Source organism: Peribacillus loiseleuriae (genome assembly GCF_001183985.1).
Taxonomy (GTDB): Bacteria; Bacillota; Bacilli; order Bacillales; family DSM-1321; genus Peribacillus; species Peribacillus loiseleuriae.
Window position 1 is genome coordinate 180658 of the sequence record NZ_LFZW01000002.1, and the last position, 1459, is coordinate 182116.

The following is a 1459-nucleotide window of genomic DNA, read 5'->3' on the forward strand; positions in this document are numbered from 1 at the left end:
GCGATTATGTTAACTAGTTTTGTATACAGTATTCATCTGGTACTTTGGTATCTTGTTGAACTAAGTAGCAGATTAAATTAACCAAGATTTGTATTATAATAAGAATAGTGATTAATCAAAGATAAAGAGGTGAAAGTAATGGTAAGAAGAAGATAGATAGCCTCCTGAAATAGATGTGGTATTAATTTTAGGAGGCTATTTTAATCTATAGGAGATGTATAAATGATGAAACAAAATAAATATGATGATACAAATTTCTTTTCTGCATATGAGCAAATGCCCCGGTCAATAAAAGGACTTGATGCTGCTGGGGAATGGCATGTATTAAAAGCATTAATACCAGAGTTACGTAATAAAAATGTACTTGATCTGGGATGCGGTTTCGGTTGGCATTGCCGATTTGCTCGTGAGCAACAAGCAAGTTCTGTGGTAGCTGTAGATATATCCGAAAAAATGCTTCAAAAAGCTCGTGAAAAAACAGAGGATCCTTTAATTTCGTATATAAAAATGCCAATTGAAGACATCAATTTTTCAGACTCTCAATTTGATGTGGTAATTAGTTCATTGGCTTTTCACTATATTAAGTCGTTTGAAGCAATCTGCAAAAAAATCTATGATTGTCTAAAGCCTGGGGGTACTTTTGTTTTCTCAGTCGAACATCCAATCTTTACTTCTAGAAACAAACAAGATTGGCATTTCGATGACCATGGGAATCGTCTGCATTGGCCAGTTGACAACTATCAATCAGAAGGAGTCCGTGAAACAACATTCTTAACTGAGAACGTTGTAAAATATCATCGTACAGTTTCAACATATATAAATGACTTAATTGATGCTGGTTTTAGCATAAGAGCAGTCAAGGAACCTATGCCTTCTGTTGAAATGTTAAAAAGTGTACCTGAAATGAAAGATGAAAACCGAAGACCTATGTTTTTAATAATCTCGGTAGAAAAGGAAATTGCTTCTTAAAAATAAATAAATTTATATTAACCGTTTCTAATTTTTATATTACTAAAAGGATCTTCCAATTGCTATTATCCCCTTATAGTGGACAGTAAAAAGAAAGGATTATACTGTCTTCAATGAAGGGGATTTTTCATGGGGAAAATTAGAACAACCTATACAAAAGAGATTAAGCTAAAGGCGATTCATTTATACGAAAACGAAGATATGGGGATTAGATCAATTTCCAAAGAGTTAGGGATTGGATTTACAACTGTCCAAAGATGGATAGCTCACTATAAAAGAGAAGGAATTCAAGGGGTAGAGGAAAAGAGAGGAACATCTCGTAACCCACTTAAAGGTAGAGCTAACAAAGACGATGAAAGTGATACAGAAAAAATGACTCGATTAGAAGCAGAGAATGCCTTTTTAAAAAAGCTCTTAGCTGCGAAAAGGGGGATGATACAGGAAAAGAAAAATCGTTAAAATACAAAATAATTCATGAGCTTACGGATCA

General features: G+C 33.7%; 2 protein-coding genes. Both read left to right on the forward strand.

What is annotated here, in order from left to right; genetic code table 11:
- Nucleotides 1–225: 225 nt before the first annotated feature.
- Nucleotides 226–969 (forward strand): class I SAM-dependent methyltransferase, encoded by a 744-nt coding sequence (locus AC625_RS25220; protein ID WP_049684054.1) that lies wholly within the window; start codon nucleotides 226–228, stop codon nucleotides 967–969.
- Nucleotides 970–1098: 129 nt separating this feature from the next.
- Nucleotides 1099–1428, forward strand: coding sequence for a helix-turn-helix domain-containing protein (locus AC625_RS25225; RefSeq protein WP_049681094.1), 330 nt, complete (start codon nucleotides 1099–1101; stop codon nucleotides 1426–1428).
- Nucleotides 1429–1459 lie beyond the last annotated feature (31 nt).